The following is a 17,461-nucleotide window of genomic DNA, read 5'->3' on the forward strand; positions in this document are numbered from 1 at the left end:
AAAACCTTTGTCAAAGGGGTTGGTCGCGATCGAAATAGTCTTCTGTCAGTTGGCAGCAGTTTGGCGCCCCCTTGGCCAGCTCGGCCAGGGTTATGGTGTCCAGCTCGCGCAACATGGCGTCCGTGGCCCGCTGCCAGGCAGCCCTGGTCAGGCAGTCATCGGTCCTCCCGCAAAGCTTCGGGTCGCTCAGGCAGGCCGAAAGCTCCACCGAGCCCTCCATGACGCGCACGATGTCGCCGAGGGTGATGTCTTCGGCGGACTTGTTCAGCTGATGCCCTCCTGCGGCGCCGCGCTTGCTCGCGACCATGCCCGCGTGCTTGAGGGGTTTGATGATCTGCTCGATGAACGGGATGGTGATGCCCGTCCGCTCGGATATGTCGTTGACGCGGTGCGGGACGCCTTCGTTGTGCAACGCCAGGTCAAGGAGAATGCGGGACGCGTATCTGGATTTTGCGGAGAGTTTCATGTTTTCTCGAATGATACGGGTTGATGTTGCGCGGCCGTCCGACCTTCGGCCAGACTCCTCGAATCCGTGGCCGCGCGTGGGGCGCGCCCCTTGCGCGGTTCTTCGTGGCCGGCTTCAAACCATCCCCTACCTTCTCGGCGCGCGCACCGCAATATTGCACCTTCACGGCTGCGGGAGTACGTGGGGAGTATCATGAAACACCTTCGCGACATACCGCTCAAAAATTTCTGCACCTACCGCATCGGCGGCGTGGCCCGGGATCTCTATTTCCCGGAAAGCATCGACGAGATGGCCGAAATCGTCCGCCTGCATCGCGCCCAGGCGCGCCCTTTCTGGATTCACGGCGGCGGGGCCAACACCCTCTTTCCGGACGGCGAAATCCGGCTGCCCATCATCTCCACGAGCGAGATGACGGCCACTTCGCGCGACGGCGGCACCGTCTTCGCCGAAGCCGGGAAGGTCATGGACGCCTGGGTCCTGGAGAACCTGCGCGAAGGTCTGGGCGGCGTCGAATGCCTGTCCGGCATCCCCGGCACCCTGGGCGGCGCGCTGTTCATGAACGCCGGGGCCTATGGCCAGGAAATCTCCGACTGCCTGCTCAGCGTCACGGTCCTGACCAGGGACAGCCGCGTGGTCGAAATTCCCAAGGCCGAGTGCGGCTTCGGCTACCGGCGCGCCCTGGCCCTGCGCGACTCCGTCATCCTGGCCGGGACATGGATTCTGCCCCGGGCAGACACCACAGCCCTGCTGGCCAGGCGCAAGGAAATCCTGGCCAGACGCAGGGAAAAGCAGCCCCTGGAATTCCCGTCCGCCGGCAGCGTTTTCAAGCGCCCCGAAGGGGCCTACGCCTCGCAGCTCATCGACCAGGCCGGCCTCAAGGGAGCACGTGTGGGTGGAGCGCAGGTTTCGGAGAAGCACGCCGGCTTCATCGTCAACGTCGGCGACGCCACCTGCCAGGACGTCCTCGAACTGGTCGAACTGTGCCGCCGGACCGTGCTCGAACGCTTCGGCTACGAACTCGAACTCGAACAGTGTCTCTGCCCCTTCTGCCCCGAACATGAATAAGACAGGAGAGCATCATGCCCGCAACCGCCAAGTCCGACATCTCCATCGCCCAACAGGCCAAGATGCTGCACATCCGCGACATCGCGGCCAAGCTCGGCCTGAACTACGACCAGCTCGAACCCTACGGCAAGCATAAAGCCAAGCTGCCCCTGCATCTGGCTGAAAAGGACCAGTGCAAGTACGGAAAGCTCATCCTGGTCTCGGCCATCACGCCCACGCCCGCTGGCGAAGGCAAGACCACGGTGTCCATTGGACTCAGCGACGGCCTGAACCGCATCGGCAAAAAATCCATGGTCGTGCTGCGCGAGCCGTCCCTGGGCCCGGTCTTCGGCATCAAGGGCGGCGCCACGGGCGGCGGGTATTCGCAGCTCCTGCCCATGGAGGACATCAACCTCCACTTCACCGGCGACTTCGCGGCCATCGAGAAGGCCAACAACCTCCTGGCCGCACTCATCGACAACAATCTGCAGAGCAAGGGCCGGTCCCTCAACCTCGACGGCCGCACCGTGGCCTGGAAGCGGGTCATGGACATGAACGACCGGTCGCTCAGGCGCATGGTCTGCGGCCTGGGCGGCCTGGCCCACGGCGTGCCTCGCGAGACGGGCTTCGACATCACGGCGGCCTCGGAGATCATGGCCATCCTCTGCCTGGCCGATGACCTGCCGGACCTGAAGAAACGCCTGGGCGACATCTTCATCGGCTTCACCCATGGCCGCGAACCCATCCACGCCCGAGACTTAAGCGCCCAGGGCGCCATGGCCGCCCTCTTGAAGGACGCCGTCAAGCCCAACCTGATCCAGTCCCTGGAGGGCAACCCCGCCATCATGCACGGCGGCCCCTTCGCCAACATCGCCCAGGGCACCAACACGGTCATCGCCACGCGCACAGGCCTGTGCCTGGCCGACTACGTGGTCACGGAGGCCGGTTTCGGCTTCGACCTGGGCGGCGAGAAGTTTCTGGATATCAAATGCCAGTCCGCGGGCTTCGACCCCTGCGCCGTGGTCCTGGTGGCCACGGTCCGGGCCCTCAAGTACCACGGCGGCGTGGAGTTGCAGCACCTGTCCGTGCCCAACGCCAAGGCCCTGGCCAGGGGCCTTGAGAACCTGTCCAAGCAGGTCGAGAACGTGCGCCTCTTCCACCTCACGCCCATCGTGGCCATCAACCGCTTCGCCACGGACACCGACGAGGAGCATCAGGTCATCCTCGACCACTGCCAGTTCATGGGCGTGCAGGCGGCCATCATGGAAGGCTGGGAAAAGGGCGGGGCCGGGGCCGAGGAACTGGCCGAACTGGTCGCGGCCACGGCCGACCGCTGCACGGCCCACTACAAGCCCCTCTACGACTGGAAGCAGAGCGTGCGCGAGAAGATCGAGATCATCGCCACCCGCGTCTACGGCGCGGCCTCAGTGGAGTACGCCCCCGGCGCCCTGCTGGACCTGGACAAGATCAAGCGGCTGGGGCTCGAGCACCTCCCCATCTGCATCGCCAAGACCCAAAGCTCCCTCTCGGACCAGCCCGGACTGCGCGGCCGCCCGCGGGACTTCACGGCCACAGTGCGCGAGGTCGAGATCGCGGCCGGAGCGGGCTTCCTGGTTCCCATCACCGGCAACATGATGCGCATGCCCGGCCTGCCGGAGATACCTTCGGCGGAAAAGATTGACATCGACGCCAACGGGGTCATCAGCGGCCTGTTCTGACCGATTGCCTGCCCAAATGAAGCGAGCCCCTGCCAGACGATGGCAGGGGCTCGCTTCATTATTACGGAAGATGGATCCCCGCCTTCGCGGGGATGACGCCATGGTGGGGTGAAGGAACCGGACTTTAACCGTAAACCGAACTGCCGCATGGAACGCTGTGTCATTCCCACGAAGGCGGGCTTGTGCCCGTCAGGGTAAATCCATGCCTTTCAGCTCAGGAATACAGTCACAAAATCAGGACACCTTGCCCCCGTTGACGACTTCGGAGCTCGGCCCCAGCAGGGCCAGGCCGCCTTCCTTCTTGACCGCCAGGACCATGCCCTGGGAGACGGTGCCGCGCAGCTTGCGGGGCTTGAGGTTGAAGACCACGACCACCTGCCGGCCGACCAGTTCCTCGGGCTTGAAGAACTCGGCGATGCCGGCCACGACCTGCCTGGGGCTCTCCTCCCCGGCGTCGACCTTGAGAACCAGCAGCCTGTCGGCTTCGGGGTGCGGGGCTGCTTCGAGGACCGTACCGACGCGCAGGTCGACCTTGGCAAAGTCCTCGAACTCGATGCACTCGGGGCAGGCCATCTCGATCTTGGGACCGGGCTTGGCCTCCTTGGGGGCCTTGGCCTTCTTCGGCTCGGCGGGCTTGTCCTCCTTGGGCTCCAGGTCCTGGCGGGGAAAGAGGTTGGAGCGTTCGGCCACGGGCGTCCCCGGGGCCAGGCCGAACCAGGACGACGTCTCGGCCTCCAGGTCCACGCCCTCCAGGGCGAACTTGATTCCGAGCTGGGTCAGCATGGTCTCGCTGGTGGACGGCATGACCGGCCACAGGTGCAGGGCGACCTTGCGCATGCCTTCGAGGATCACGTAGATGACCGTGCCCAGCCGGTTCATGTCCCCGTTCTTGTACAGGGTCCACGGAGCGGACGAGTCGATGTACTTGTTCAGGTGGCGAATGAGCTCCCACAGGGACTTGAGCGCCCTGGAGAACTGGAAGTGCTCGAACTGGGTCTGGAAATTGGCCATGGCGTTATGGCCGATTTCGAGAACCTCGCGGTCGAGATCCTCAAGCTCGCCGCATTCGGGCACCACGCCGCCGAAATATTTGTGCGTCATGGACAGGCTGCGCGAGAACAGGTTGCCCAGGTCGTTGGCCAGGTCGGCGTTGAAGCGGCCCACCAGGGCATCCTCGCTGAAGGACGAGTCCTGGCCGAAGCTCATCTCCGACAGCAGGAAGTAGCGGAAGGCGCTCAGGCCGTACTTCTTGGCCATGTCCAGGGGCGCGACGACGTTGCCCAGGCTCTTGGACATCTTGGTCTCGTTCACGGTCCAGTAGCCGTGCACGCGCAGCCCCTTGTACAGGGGGATGCCGGCCGACATGAGCATGGTCGGCCAGAAGATGGCGTGGGGCTTCAGAATGTCCTTGGCCACGAGATGATGAGCGCCGGCCCAGTATTTGCGGAAATCCTCGCCGTCGGGGTAACCCAGGGCCGAGATGTAGTTGATGAGGGCGTCGAACCAGACGTAGGTCACGAAATCGCTGTCAAAAGGCAGCTCGATGCCCCAGGTCAGCCGCGTCTTGGGCCGGGAGATGCACAGATCGCCCAGGTCCTCCTTGAGCATGGACAGGACCTCGTTGCGGTAGCGCTCGGGCTGGATGAAATCCGGGTTGGCCTCGATGTGCTGGCGCAACGGTTCGAGGTACTTGCTCATGCGGAAGAAGTAGTTCTTCTCCTTGATGAAGGTCGGCACTGTCTGGTGATCCGGACACTTTCCGTCCACCAACTCCTTCTCGGTGTAAAAGCGCTCGCAGCCGAAGCAGTAATGCCCGCCGTACTCGTCGAAATAGATGTCCCCGTTGTCGAAGACCTGCTGCAGCACGTGGCGCACGCAGAGCTTGTGCCGGGTGTCGGTGGTGCGGATGAACTGGTCGTTGGACACCTCAAGCTCGGGCCAGAGATCCTTGAAGAGCTGGCTGATGGTGTCCGAATAGGCCTTGGGATCCTGACCGTTCGCCTCGGCGGCCTGCACGATCTTGTCGCCGTGCTCGTCGGTGCCCGTGAGAAAAAACGTGGCGTCGCCCCTCAGCCGGTGAAAACGGCTCACGCTGTCGGCGACGATGGTCGTATATCCGTGCCCGAGGTGCGGCCGGGCGTTCACATAGTAGATGGGAGTCGAAATGAAAAACGGTTTCAACGCTGTGCTCCTTATCTGCCGGAGGTTATTGCTGCTCTGTGGGCTTGGGGGCCTGGTCCTTTCTCGGACCGGACCTGCGCCGCTTGTCGCGTGGGCGCCCGTCTCTGCGTTCACGGGGCTGGCCTGACCCTTCGGGCCTGCGCTCGCCGCCCTCGCCGCTTTCGGGCCTGGGCCTGGGCCGCTCGGCCCGGTCCGGACGGTCCTGGCGATCCGGGCGGTCCGGGCGGTCCGGGCGGTCCGGGCGGTCCGTTCGTTCAGAACGATCATGCCGGTCGGCGCGTTCCGCACGCTCGGACCTGTCAGTGCGCTCAGAACGCTCGGGCCGTGGACCGCGATCGCCGCCCTGGCGCGGGCGGTTGTCCTTGCGCATGGGCTTGGGCCGGCGGTCCTGGCGCCCGCCCTGACCCCGGACCTCGGGGTCCATGAGAGCCGCGAGTTCGGCGGGCACGTCATCGGACGAGTCGTCCTGCGCGACAACGCGCGGCTGGTCCGGCAGAACCATGGCCGCCCAGTCCGTCAGGGAAAAATCGAGTTCCTCGCCGTTTTCGGTCACCACGCTGACGGAGTCGCGGAACATGTTGGCCCGGAGGGTCTTCATGGGTCCCTGCGTGGTCATGTAGCGGCGGCCGAGCTTGGGGGCGCGACGCTGAAAATCGGCGTAATTGTCCTTCTCGTAGGCCAGGCAGCACAACAGGCGCCCGCAGACGCCCGAAATCTTGGCCGGGTTCAGGAACAGGTTCTGGTCCTTGGCCATCTTGATGGTCACGGGCTCGAAACGGCGCAGGTAACGGCGACAGCAACACATCTGCCCGCAGTTGCCGAGCGCCCCGATCATCTGCGTCTCGTGGCGCACGCCGATCTGGCGCAGCTCGATGCGGGTGCGGTAGTTACGCACCAGATCCTTGACCAGCTCCCGAAAATCGACCCGGCCAGGCGCCGTGAAATAGAAGATCATCTTGCTCTTGTCGAAATAGATCTCGACGTCGACGAGCTTCATGTCTAGGTGCAGGCGGGCCATGGAACGCTGGCAGTATTTGCGTGCCTCACTGGCCAACTCCCGGTTTTCACGGTCGATGGCAATGTCCTCGGCCGTGGCCGGACGGTAGATGGGCTTGACGGTTTCCGGGTCCACGCCTTCGGGCAGATCGTCGCGCAAGGCCACGATCTCGCCGAAGCCGATGCCCTCCTCGGTCTTGACCAGGACCATGTCGTGCAGGGAAAGCACGAAGGGCGTCGACAGGAAGAAGTATATCTGTCCCTGGCGTCTGAAAGAAACACCTACGTATTGAGCCATATATATTCCAAAGGATGATCCCGTCGCGCTGCGCGGGAGGTGATGACGGTTTCACGTTCGTGCGCCACGGCGCAAAAAACCGGTTCCAGGCCGATGCCCGGAACCGGTTGTGTAGCGGGAGAAGCCGAAAGTGACAAGCTAGAGAAGGCCGAGCCTGCGCGCGATTTCCCGGGCGGATTTGCGCCCCGCGCCCATGGCCAGGACCACCGTGGCCGCGCCGGTGACGATGTCGCCGCCGGCGAAGACCATGGGGATGTCCGTCTCGCCGGTTTCGGGGTCGGCCTGGATGTAGCCCCACTTGTTCAGCGTCAGCTCCGGGGTCTCGCGCAGCAGGACCTGGTTGGGGCCCGTGCCAATGCCCAGGATGGCCAGGTCCGTGGGGATGTCGAAGAAGGCCCCATCCACCGGCACCGGCTTGCGCCGCCCCGAGGCGTCGGGTTCGCCCAGCTCCATGCGCTGCACGGTCAGGCTCCGCAGATGGCCCTTCTCGTCGCCGTTGAAGGCCACGGGGGCGACCAGGTTTTCCAGGCAGACCCCTTCCTCCAGGGCGTGCTCGAGCTCTTCGAGGCGGGCCGGCATCTCTTCCTTGGTGCGGCGGTAGACGATGGTCACCTTCTCGGCTCCCAGGCGCAGGGCCGTACGCGCGGCGTCCATGGACACGTTGCCGCCGCCCAGGACCGTGACCTGGCGGCCGGCGGCCACGGGCGTGTCCACTTCGGGAAACTTGTAGCCGCGCATGAGGTTGACGCGGGTCAGGTACTCGTTGGCGCTGTACACGCCCAGGAGGCTCTCGCCGGGAATGTTCAGGAACTTGGGCAGGCCCGCGCCCACGCCGATGAACACGGCCTTGTAGCCCTGATCGAAGAAGTCCTGGACGGACACGGTCTTGCCCACGACCCAGTTGGTCTTGAAGACCACGCCCATGCGCTTCAGGAATTCCACTTCCGTGTGCACGATGGACTTGGGCAGGCGGAACTCGGGGATGCCGTAGGTCAGCACGCCGCCGACCTCGTGCAGGGCCTCGAAGACGGTCACGGACACGCCCAGGGCCGCCAGGTACCCGGCCGCCGTCAGGCTGCTCGGGCCCGAGCCCACGCAGGCGACCTTGAGATCCTCGCGCAGAAGCTTGCAGTCATCCCCGCCGGTGACGGCGTCGCACGGATTCACGGCGTAATAGGAATCGGCCACGAAACGCTCCAGGCGGCCGATGGCCACAGGCTGGCCAGTGGGGTTCAGCTTGCACCTGGCCTCGCACTGCTTCTCCTGGGGGCAGACCCGGCCGCAGACCGCGGGCAGGCTGTTGGTGGCCTTGATGACCTTGTAGGCCTCGTCGAGCCGCCCTTCGGCCACCTCATGGATGAAGGCCTTGCAGTCCACCTCGACCGGGCATCCGGCCTGGCAGGTGGGGTTCTTGCATTGCAGACAGCGCCTGGCCTCGGCCTGCGCCTGCTCCAGGGTATACCCCAGGGCGACCTCGTTGAAGTTGCCCCGGCGGACATGGGGGTCCTGCATGGGCATGGACACGCGTGGGAGAAGCTTAGCTTTCTTTGCCATGGCACTCACAGTAGCACTTGTAGGACTGTTTTTCCTGCGGAACGTACGACCCCAGCCGCATCATCAGTTCGTTGAAATCCACCTTGTGGGCGTCGAACTCCGGCCCGTCCACGCAGGCGAAACGGATGGCGTTGTCCACGCGCACCCGGCAGGCGCCGCACATGCCGATGCCGTCCACCATGATGGAATTGAGGCTGACCACCGTCTTCACGCCGAAGGGCCGCGTCACTTCGGCCACGGCGCGCATCATGGGCACCGGCCCCACGGCCACGACCTCCTTGACCTCCGGGTCCGACTCCAGGCGCTCCTTCAGCACCTGGGTCACGAAGCCCTTCTGCCCCTTGCTGCCGTCGTCCGTGGCGATCAGGACTTCGTGGCTGAACTTGGACAGTTCCTCCTCGAAGAGCAGCAGATCGGCCGAACGCGCGCCGATGATGGACACCACCTTGTTCCCGGCCTGAGCATGGCCCTTGGCGATGTGGTGCATGGCCGCGATGCCCGTGCCGCCGCCCACGCAGATCACGGTGCCGACCTTGTGGATGTCCGTGGCCCGGCCCAGTGGGCCGCAAAGGTCAAGGACCGCATCGCCTTCGCCCAGACTGTCCAGAATGGCCGTGCTCTTGCCCAGGACGAGGTAGACGATGGTGATGGTCCCTTTCCCGGCATCGGCGTCGGCGATGGTCAGCGGAAAGCGCTCGCCGTCCTCCGCCACGCGCAGGATGACGAAATTGCCCGGCTTGGCCTTGGCCGCGATCTCGGGTGCGTCCAGGGTCATCTCCGTGACCCGGCCTGGGATGAGAATTCTTTTTTTCAGTATGGTCGTGCTCACCAATTCCTCCATGCCCTAAGCGGGGCGTCTTATTGAACAAGTGGCCCAGAATTCCGCCGCTTCATCGCTGCTTGTCAAACTACCTGGGCGATTGTAAAGAAATATGACCGTCAAAGGAAGGATGTGCCCATGACCTCAGACCCCATCAGCGCGTATTCCAGTCAGAGCCTCGGCTCCGACGCGCAGTGGAGTTCGGGGTTTTCGCGGCAGATGCTGTCCGCCCGCGTCTCCACCCGCACGGTCGGCGTGCAACTCGGCAAGCTCGGCGTCAGCCTGAGCACCCAGAACATCTCCTTCGCCGACGAACCCGCGCCCAAGATCCTGAAGGACTTCGCCCAGGAGCTTGAACTGCAGTACCTGACCCAGCACGTTCGGCCCTTTGCGGCCGCAGGCAGCTATGCCGCCAATGCGACCACCAGGCGCCTGGGCGCCATGGCCTACGGCCAGCAGGCCAACCTGCGCAGCGTCTCCCCCATGATCAGCGTCGTGGTTTAGACTCCGACACGGCCATCTCGCCAAAAAGATTATCGATTGTCAATGACCGTCCGAGCGGGACCGAAAGCGAAAGGGCCGCCCGGAGGCGGCCCTTCCCCGTCACTGCGCCAGAAACGCCTCGAGCCTGGCCAGGGCCCGGTCGATGCCCGCCGGCTCGGAGCCGCCGGCCTGGGCCAAATCCGGACGCCCGCCGCCGCCACCCTTGATCTCGCCCGAGACCTCCTTGATGAGCGCCGGGGCCGTGAAACGGCCGTGCAGGTCCTTGCTGACCGCAAGCACCAGCATGGCCTTGCCGTCTATCTCGGCGGCCAGGGCGATGATGCCGCTTGAGATCTTGGAGCGCAGGTCGTCCATGAGATTCCTGAGCGCGTTCATGTCCGGGGCCTCGACCTTCCTGGCCAGCACCTTCATGCCGACGATGTCCTTGGCCTCGGAGGCCAGGTCCTTGCCGCTCTCGGACATGACCTTGGCCTGCAGGGCCTGCAGCTCCTTGGACAAAACCTTGGCCTGGTCCTGCAGGGCCGCGATCTTCTTCGAGACCTCGTTCGGGGCGGCCTTGAGCAGGGCGGCAGCATTGCGGACCTCCTCGCGCTGGGCCTGCCAGTGGCGCAGGGCGTCCCAGCCCGTCAGGGCCTCGATGCGGCGCACGCCGGCGGCAATGCCGGCCTCGGACAGGATGGTGAAGGAACCGGCCTGGCCCGTGGACTCCAGGTGCGTGCCGCCGCACAGTTCCACGGATTCGCCAGCCATCTCGACCACGCGCACGTCGGCCTCGTACTTCTCGCCGAACAGGGCCATGGCCTGCTTCTCGTTCACGGCCGCGTCATAGGACATGACCTGCGTGGTGATGGGCGCGTCGGCCAGGATGGCTCGGTTGACCTCGTCCTCGACCTGCTGCAGCTCCTCGGCCGTGAGGCCAGAGATGTGGGTGAAGTCGAAGCGCAGACGCGAGGGCCCCACCAGTGAGCCGGCCTGCTTGACATGCTCGCCCAGCACCCGGCGCAGGGCCGCGTGCAGCAGGTGGGTGGAAGAGTGGTTGCGGGCCGTGGCCACGCGCTCTCCCTCCTCGACGAAAAGCTCCACTTCCTGGTCGGCCAGAATCTCGCCGCCGGTGATCTCGATCTTGTGCACGAGAAGCGTCGGCGCGGGCTTCAGGGTATCGACCACGCGGGCCGCGCCCGTGGGGGCCTGCACCCGGCCCGTGTCGCCCATCTGGCCGCCGGACTCGCCGTAGAACGGGGTCTTGAGCGTGACCATGAAGCCCGTGCCGCCGGTCAGGCGTTCGACGGGCTGGCCTTCGGCGTCCAGCAGGGCGACGATGCGGCTCACGGCGGACAGGCAGTCGTAGCCGATGAAAGCCGATTCCAGGCCCGAACCCATGAGGGCCGCGAACTGCCCGGCCAGGCCCTTGTCGCCGGAGCCGGCCCAGGCTTCCTTGGATTTCTTCTTCTGCACGGCCATGTGCTCGCGAAAGCCCGCCTCGTCCACGGCAAAGCCCTGCTTCTCGGCGATGTCGTTGACGATATCGAGGGGGAACCCATAGGTGTCATAGAGCTTGAAAGCCGTCTCGCCGCCGATGGTCCGTTCGCCCTTGGCGGCCAGGGCCGCCATCTCGTCCTCGAGAATGCGCAGGCCCTTGTCCAAGGTTTCGCCGAAACGCTCCTCCTCCTGGCGTACGACGCGGACCATGAAGTCCCGGCCAGCCACGAGTTCGGGGAAGGTCGCGCCCATCTCGGCCACGACCTGGGCCGTGGTCTCGCACAGGAAGGGCTCGCCAAAGCCCAGCAGCTTGCCGAAGCGGTAGGCGCGGCGGATCAGGCGGCGCAGGACGTAACCTCGGCCTTCGTTGGAGGGCAGCATGCCGTCGGCCAGCAGGAAGGCGATGGAGCGGCTGTGGTCGGCGATGACGCGAAGCGCCGTATCCGAGTCGGCATGCTGGCGGTAGGCCACGCCGGCCTTCCTGGCCATGGCCTGGATCAGGCCCTGGAAGAGATCGGTGTCGAAATTCGAGCGCTTGCCCTGGCAGATGGCCGTGATGCGCTCCAGGCCCATGCCCGTGTCGATGCTCGGCTTGGGCAGGGGCGTCATGGTCCCGTCGGCCGAGCGGTTGAACTGCATGAACACGAGGTTCCAGATTTCCAGGAACCGGTCGCAGTCGCACTTGCCGATGCCGCAGTCCGGCCCGCAGGCCATGTCCGCGCCCTGGTCCACGTAAATTTCGGAGCATGGGCCGCAGGGGCCGGTGTCGCCCATGGCCCAGAAATTGTCCTTCTCGCCCAGGCGGAAGATGCGCTCCACCGGCACGCCGGCCACCTTCTGCCACAGCTCGCCGGCCTCGTCGTCGTCGCGGAAGATGGAGACGTAGAGGCGCTCCTTGTCCAGGCCCAGCTCCACTGTCACGAAGTTCCAGGCGAAGCGAATGGCGTCTTCCTTGAAGTAGTCGCCGAAGGAGAAGTTGCCGAGCATCTCGAAGAAGGTGTGGTGGCGCGCCGTGCGGCCCACGTTCTCCAGGTCGTTGTGCTTGCCGCCCACGCGCAGGCACTTCTGGGAGGTGGCGGCCCGGGTGTAGTCGCGCTTCTCCTGGCCCAGGAAGATCTTCTTGAACTGGACCATGCCGGCGTTGGTGAAGAGAAGGGTCGGGTCGTCCTGGGGGACCAGGGATGAGCTGGGCTGCACGCTGTGGCCGTGCTTCTCGAAATATTCCAAAAACCGTTTGCGGATTTCACCGGCGCTGATCACGTTGTCTACCTCGTTGATCCCCGTTCTCGCCAGGGCATGATATGGTGAAAGGCATGGATTCCCGCCTTCGCGGGAATGACGTCGCGCCATGACGCCAAGGTTGCGTCATTCCCGCGACGTGCGCCCGACAGGGTAAATCCATGCCTCTGATGTTACTGAAAATCAGCCGAAACTACTCGGCTGGCGCCGCCGCGGGCGCTTCCTCGGGCACGGGCATTCCCAGCTGTTCGAGCAGGGCGCGCTCGATCTGCATGCGCAGCTCGTCGTTGTCCTGCAGGAAGGCGCGCACGTTCTCCTTGCCCTGGCCCAGACGCTCGGAGCCGAAGGCGTACCAGGCGCCGCTCTTCTCGACGACGCCCTGTTCCACGCCCAGGTCGAGCAACTCGCCCACACGGGAGATGCCGGTGCCGAAGAGCACGTCGTACTCAGCCTCGCGGAAGGGCGGGGCCATCTTGTTCTTGACCACCTTGACCCGCACGCGGTTGCCGTACGACTCCTCCTTGTCCTTCAGGGTCTGGATGCGTCGCAGATCCATGCGCACGGAGGCGTAGAACTTGAGGGCGTTGCCGCCTGTGGTCGTCTCGGGGCTGCCGTAGCCGGTCATGCCGATCTTCATGCGCAGCTGGTTGATGAAGATGATGGACGTGCGCGACTTGTGGATGGTGCCCGTCAGCTTGCGCATGGCGTGGGACATGAGGCGGGCCTGGCTGCCGACCTGGGTCTCGCCCATGTTCCCCTCCAGTTCGGACTGGGGGATGAGGGCGGCCACGGAGTCCACCACGACCACGTCCACGGCGCCGGAGCGGACCAGCATGTCCGCAATTTCCAGGGCCTGCTCGCCGTAGTCGGGCTGGGAGATGAGCAGATCTTCGGTCTTGACCCCGAGCCTGCGCGCGTAGTTGATGTCCAGGGCATGCTCGGCATCGATGAAGGCCGCCACGCCGCCGCGCTTCTGGGCCTCGGCGATGATGTGCAGGGCCTGGGTGGTCTTGCCCGAGGATTCCGGCCCGAAAATCTCCGTCACGCGGCCGCGTGGGATGCCGCCGACGCCCAGGGCCAGGTCCAGCCCGATGGATCCCGTGGGGATGACCGGAACGACCTGATGGGACGTGTCGGAAAGACGCATGACCGAGCCCTGGCCGTAGCGGCGCTCGATGGTGGCCAGCGCGGTTTCCAGCGCTTCGCGGCGCGCGTCTTCGGGGGATGCGGTTTTTGGTCGGGCCATGAGATGCTCCATGAAAGTTGGGGTTCGGCGAAAACAGAGAAACAAGCGCTCGTAGCAAATAAGGGTATGGAAGACAATGCCGGGAAACCGGTGCCCGGCGGCGCCCCCGGTTCGACAATATGCCCACGCCGAGGCGGTTTCCCCCGGGGACGCCGACTGCGTTCGACGCCCCGCGCTCGCCTTCAGGCGATGCGCCGCCCGACGAAGGCGGCGACGAGGATGACCGCCATGCCGACCACGGCGTGGGGCGTCACGGCTGCGCCTCGGGCCAGGGCCGCCAGCAGCACGGCCAGGGGCGGGGTGAGGTAGGAGAGGTAGCCGATGACGGTCATGTTGCCCGTGGTCACGGCCCGGTTCCAGAGGGTGAAGGACAGGCCCAGAGGCACGAGCCCCAGGTACAGGGCCGAGAGCAGGGCTCCGGCCGGCGGCAGTCCCTGGGGGGCGCCGGCGGCGTAGACCACGGTCGAGCAGGCCGCGGCAAGGACGGTGAAGGCGGGCATGTAGTCCCTGGTGGGCCGCAACCGGGACAGGGCAACGGAGAAGCCGCTCCAGATCAGCCCGCAGCACAGGGCCAGGGCGTAGCCGGGGAGATGGCGCGGGTCGAACTGCAGGCTTCTGCCGCCGGAAACGACCAGCCCGGCGCCCAGAAGCCCGGCCAGGGCCACGGCCAGCACGGGCACCGACAGGCGGCGCTTGGCCAGGACCGACGAAAAGACCACGATCCAGAAGGACCATGTCGTCGTCAGGATGGCCCCTTCCACCAGTGGGGCGTGGTCCAGGGCCAGGTAATAGACCGCGTGGTAGCCGAAGATGCCGACGAGTCCCAGGGCGGCCAGGCGCGGCGATGGCCAGGGGATGGCCGCGCGCTTCGAGATGACCATTTCCTGCGCGGTCAGATACAGCGCGGCCGGCACGAAGCTGAAGAACAGCAGCTCCGGCACCGTGAGGCCGTCCAGGCCGCTGCCCGTGGCCGCCGGCAGGCTGGCCCAGCAGAGCACCGCGCCCATGGCGTAGAGGTAGGGCTTCATGGGCACGGCCTAGAAGAGCTTGCTGCCGAGCTTGGCGTTCACGGCCGGAGAGACGAAGGTCGCCTCGCCGCTGTCCTTGCCCGGGTACTGCACGCCGAGCACGAGGGCTTCCGAGACAACCGGCCCCATCTGTCGCGGCGGGAAGTTGAGCACCCCGAGCACCAGCCGCCCCACGACCTCGTCCACGGGGTGGGAGGTGAAGCGCCCGTAGCTCGTGCGGCGGCCGTATTTGCCGAAGTCGATGACCATCCTGTACGTCGGCTTGGGGGTCTCGGCGCAGGGCTCGGCCTCGACGATGCGCCCGAGACGGGCGTCGAGCAGGGCGAAGGATTCTTCGAAGCTCACCTCGGGCTTCAATTCAGCAGCCATGATTTCTCCTTGTGCGATGGGGCCATCACGCCTGCCGCAGCGAGGCCAGGGCCAAAGCCAGGCCCAGGCAGACCAGGACGCCGCCGATGCTCCGCTCCACGTGGTGCCGGGCCGAGGCAACGACCCGCTGGGCCGGAACGGAGGAAAAGGCCAGGGCCACCAGGACGAACCACGCCAAATGGGCCAGGGACATGAACGCCCCGTAGCCGAGCTGGACCGGCAGGGGAGTCCGGGGGCTGATCACCTGGGTGAACAGGCTGACCACGAAGAGGGTGGTCTTGGGGTTGCTGGCGTTGGTCAGAAAACCGCGGCGCAGGGCGCCGAGGTCGGACAGGGGCGGCAAGGGCGCCGTGCCGGACGCCGCGGGCCTAGCCCGCAACATGCCGATGCCTAGCCAGACGAGATAGGCTGCGCCCAGATACTTGATCAGGCTGAAAACCATCTCCGACCGGGAAATGACGAGACCCACCCCCAGCAGGCTGTAGGCCACGTGAACCAGCACGCCCAGTGAGATGCCGACGGCGGTCAGCACTCCGGCCCGCCTGGAGATGACCATACTGTTGCGGGTGACCATGGCGAAATCCGCGCCGGGGCTGATGACGGCCAAAATGGTGATTGTGGCGACGGTGACGAGTTCGAGCATCTTCCTTATCCGCAGAGGATGGCGGCCCGGGCGCAAAGCCGGACGGACGCATGGGCCTTACGCCGTCTTGCGCAGGAAACGCAAGCCTTTGCTTCTTCCCGCTTGTCCCTCGGGGAGAACTCGGATAGCGAGGGGAACGCAGCGCTCAAACGGTTCAAGGAGTCCCCATGTCCATCAGAACCAAGGTCTTCCTCATCATCTTCGTTCTCTTCGCCGCCCTTGGAGCTGCGGATTTCATCATCCAGCGCTTCATCATCTACCCCAGCTTCCTGGAGCTGGAATATCGGGAAGCCGGCGAGAACCTGCAGCGCATCTTCCACGCCATCGACCGCGAAACCTACCACGTGGGGCGCCTGTGCCGCGACTGGGCGACGTGGAACGATTCCCATGATTTCATGGCCACTGGCTCCGAGCGCTTCATCGAAAGCAACCTGAGCGACGATTCCCTGGACAACATCTCCCTGAACATGATCGCCTTCTGCGACACCAGCGGCAACATCGTCTGGAGCCGCGTCCGCGACCTGGAGGAAAAGACGACGCTGCAGCTCGGCTTCATGGACGGCGGGCACATCGACCTGAAGCACACGACGCTCTCCGTGCACCCCTCTCCCGCAGGCGGCAGGGGCAACAGGGGCATATTCAACACCGAAGCCGGGCCCATGCTCTTCGCCTCCCGGGAAATTCTGCGCTCCGACGGGTCGGGCCCCTCCAACGGCTTCCTGATCATGGGACGCTTCCTGAACCAAGCCATGCTCGAAACCCTGCAGGAACAGACCCGCCTGTCCTTCGAGATCGTCGGCCCCCTCGACATGGCCAAGCCCCTCTGCCACACGTCCGGGATGACGCCCATGACCGTCGGCGACCTGCACTACTTCACCAAGACCGAAGGCGGGAACATGGTGTCCTGTGCAGGATACCAGGACGAAACCGGCGAAACCCTTTTCGGGGTCCAGTACCTCTTTCCCCGCGAGACCACCCGCAAGGGCCTCGCCAGCATCCGTTACGCCGTCTTTCTGGTCATCGGTTCCGGCGTGACCGTGCTCGTGATCCTGAACCTGATGATGCAGGCCGTGGTTCTGAGGCCCCTGAAGCGCCTGACCGACCATGCCGTCAAGCTGCAGGAGAAAGGGGACTACTCCCTGCGCCTCGACCTCCCTCGCAAGGACGAGATAGGAGTCCTGGCCAAGAGCCTCGATTCCCTGGTCCAGACCATCAGCGACCGCACCGTGGAGCTCCAGCGGGCCAACGAGCAGCTCACGCAGCTCTCCCTGAACGATGCCCTGACCGGCATCGCCAACCGTCGCATGTTCGACGTCTACCTCAAGCAGGAATGGCGACGGGCCATGCGCGAGCAGGCACCCCTGTCCATCATGCTGGCCGACGTGGACCATTTCAAGAACTTCAACGACACCTACGGGCACCAGCAGGGCGACATGTGCCTCATCGGCGTGGCCGCTGTCATGCAGCTGCACATGCAGCGTCCGGCCGACCTGCTGGCCCGGTACGGCGGGGAGGAGTTCGCCGTGATCCTGCCGGGCACCGACGCCGAAGGGGCCGAGCACATCGCCGGGGTCCTGGCGCAGGCCGTTCGGGATCTGCGCATCGAGCACTCCGGGTCCGACGCCGCGCCCTGCGTGACCCTGAGCATCGGCGTCGTGACCACGGTCCCCTCGCCCGAGGAAGGGGACGGCAGCATGGACATACTCCTTGAACAAGCCGACCAGGCCCTGTACCAGGCCAAGAATTCCGGCCGCAACAAAGTCCAGGCCTGGACGCCCGAACAGTTCAAGGCCGAATAGCGCGCCCGCCGAATCTCTCCTCGCCGGGCGCGGGAAACGAACCCGCCGCCTTCATCCTCCGGCAGTAAGCCGGACCC

General features: G+C 65.3%; 14 protein-coding genes. 4 read left to right on the forward strand and 10 right to left on the reverse strand.

The window, feature by feature from the left end:
* Window positions 1–10: 10 nt before the first annotated feature.
* Window positions 11–466: an RrF2 family transcriptional regulator gene (locus ACYQ3G_RS05395; protein ID WP_028576401.1), complete on the reverse strand. Its 456-nt coding sequence runs from the start codon at window positions 464–466 to the stop codon at window positions 11–13.
* A 192-nt stretch (window positions 467–658) separates the two neighbouring features.
* Here ACYQ3G_RS05395 and murB point away from each other — a divergent pair, with 192 nt between their 5' ends.
* Together murB and ACYQ3G_RS05405 are read left to right on the forward strand one after the other, a co-directional pair.
* A complete protein-coding gene (gene murB, locus ACYQ3G_RS05400) occupies window positions 659–1,531 on the forward strand; it encodes a UDP-N-acetylmuramate dehydrogenase (protein WP_459823285.1) in 873 nt (290 codons plus the stop codon).
* Window positions 1,532–1,545: 14 nt separating this feature from the next.
* Window positions 1,546–3,228: a formate--tetrahydrofolate ligase gene (locus tag ACYQ3G_RS05405; protein WP_459823290.1), complete on the forward strand. Its 1,683-nt coding sequence runs from the start codon at window positions 1,546–1,548 to the stop codon at window positions 3,226–3,228.
* Between the two features lie 234 nt (window positions 3,229–3,462).
* Here the strand turns inward: ACYQ3G_RS05405 and metG are convergent, their stop codons facing one another.
* The 4 genes from metG to ACYQ3G_RS05425 all read right to left on the reverse strand — a co-directional run bounded on the left by metG (window position 3,463) and on the right by ACYQ3G_RS05425 (window position 9,086).
* Window positions 3,463–5,409 (reverse strand): methionine--tRNA ligase, encoded by a 1,947-nt coding sequence (gene metG, locus ACYQ3G_RS05410; protein WP_459823297.1) that lies wholly within the window; start codon window positions 5,407–5,409, stop codon window positions 3,463–3,465.
* A gap of 25 nt (window positions 5,410–5,434) precedes the next feature.
* Window positions 5,435–6,703 (reverse strand): PSP1 domain-containing protein, encoded by a 1,269-nt coding sequence (locus ACYQ3G_RS05415; RefSeq protein WP_459823304.1) that lies wholly within the window; start codon window positions 6,701–6,703, stop codon window positions 5,435–5,437.
* A gap of 138 nt (window positions 6,704–6,841) precedes the next feature.
* The gene (gene gltA, locus ACYQ3G_RS05420; protein ID WP_084435255.1) at window positions 6,842–8,257 is read right to left on the reverse strand and encodes an NADPH-dependent glutamate synthase; all 1,416 of its coding nucleotides are present in this window, start codon (window positions 8,255–8,257) and stop codon (window positions 6,842–6,844) included.
* On the reverse strand, window positions 8,241–9,086 hold the full coding sequence (locus tag ACYQ3G_RS05425) for a sulfide/dihydroorotate dehydrogenase-like FAD/NAD-binding protein (protein ID WP_028576397.1): 846 nt from the start codon (window positions 9,084–9,086) through the stop codon (window positions 8,241–8,243). Before ACYQ3G_RS05425 ends, gltA begins: the two co-directional genes overlap by 17 nt.
* 129 nt (window positions 9,087–9,215) lie before the next feature.
* Here ACYQ3G_RS05425 and ACYQ3G_RS05430 point away from each other — a divergent pair, with 129 nt between their 5' ends.
* Window positions 9,216–9,581, forward strand: coding sequence for a hypothetical protein (locus tag ACYQ3G_RS05430; protein WP_459823316.1), 366 nt, complete (start codon window positions 9,216–9,218; stop codon window positions 9,579–9,581).
* A 99-nt stretch (window positions 9,582–9,680) separates the two neighbouring features.
* On the opposite strand, the gene alaS is transcribed toward ACYQ3G_RS05430, so the two are convergent.
* The 5 genes from alaS to ACYQ3G_RS05455 form a co-directional block, all read right to left on the reverse strand.
* Window positions 9,681–12,320 (reverse strand): alanine--tRNA ligase, encoded by a 2,640-nt coding sequence (alaS, locus tag ACYQ3G_RS05435; protein WP_459823319.1) that lies wholly within the window; start codon window positions 12,318–12,320, stop codon window positions 9,681–9,683.
* 172 nt (window positions 12,321–12,492) lie between these two features.
* Window positions 12,493–13,545 (reverse strand): recombinase RecA, encoded by a 1,053-nt coding sequence (gene recA, locus ACYQ3G_RS05440; protein WP_028576394.1) that lies wholly within the window; start codon window positions 13,543–13,545, stop codon window positions 12,493–12,495.
* A 182-nt stretch (window positions 13,546–13,727) separates the two neighbouring features.
* On the reverse strand, window positions 13,728–14,573 hold the full coding sequence (locus tag ACYQ3G_RS05445; protein ID WP_459823323.1) for a DMT family transporter: 846 nt from the start codon (window positions 14,571–14,573) through the stop codon (window positions 13,728–13,730).
* Window positions 14,574–14,582: 9 nt separating this feature from the next.
* Complete coding sequence (locus tag ACYQ3G_RS05450) at window positions 14,583–14,942, reverse strand: tRNA-binding protein (RefSeq protein ID WP_459823330.1); 360 nt, start codon at window positions 14,940–14,942, stop codon at window positions 14,583–14,585.
* A gap of 25 nt (window positions 14,943–14,967) precedes the next feature.
* A complete protein-coding gene (locus ACYQ3G_RS05455; RefSeq protein ID WP_459823336.1) occupies window positions 14,968–15,585 on the reverse strand; it encodes a LysE family transporter in 618 nt (205 codons plus the stop codon).
* 167 nt (window positions 15,586–15,752) lie between these two features.
* Here ACYQ3G_RS05455 and ACYQ3G_RS05460 point away from each other — a divergent pair, with 167 nt between their 5' ends.
* Entirely contained in the window at window positions 15,753–17,384 is a 1,632-nt protein-coding gene (locus ACYQ3G_RS05460) for a sensor domain-containing diguanylate cyclase (RefSeq protein ID WP_459823342.1), read from the forward strand.
* Window positions 17,385–17,461 lie beyond the last annotated feature (77 nt).

The sequence above is a fragment of the Desulfomicrobium salsuginis genome, from assembly GCF_054657795.1.